The sequence below is a fragment of the Bradyrhizobium forestalis genome (assembly GCF_002795245.1).
GTDB lineage: Bacteria > Pseudomonadota > Alphaproteobacteria > Rhizobiales > Xanthobacteraceae > Bradyrhizobium > Bradyrhizobium forestalis.
Window position 1 is genome coordinate 1 of record NZ_PGVG01000158.1, and the last position, 400, is coordinate 400.

The following is a 400-nucleotide window of genomic DNA, read 5'->3' on the forward strand; positions in this document are numbered from 1 at the left end:
ATTGTTCAGCGACCACGTCGATTTCTTCGCGGGTCGTTCCGCGCCCGAGGCTGAAGCGGAATTGCGCCCATACCCACCTCCGGCGTGACCCCCATCGCTTGAAGCACGGGCGATAGCTCGATGCGCCCGGCATGGCGCGCTGAGCCTGTTGAGGCCGCAACGCCGTGGAGCGCGTTCAATATCTCCGCGCCAATACAACTGATGAAGGAAACTGTTAGCGGGTTCGGCAGACGATGCACAGGGTGCCCGTTGAGGGTGATGCTATTGCCAAACTGCTCCTGTAGCCCGCGCCAAAAATGGTCGCGCAAGACCCGAACCTGGTGCATTGAGGCTAGATCGCGCGAGAGTTCGCAAGCCTTGCCGAGACCTGCCGCGAGCAATGCGCTCTCGGTCCCGGCGC

The 400-nt window shown here is 62.2% G+C and carries 1 pseudogene; it reads right to left on the reverse strand.

The annotated features are described in order from the left end of the window. Positions 1–5 precede the first annotated feature (5 nt). Positions 6–400 (reverse strand): annotated as a pseudogene (locus CVM73_RS40800) (hypothetical protein); the annotation flags it as partial.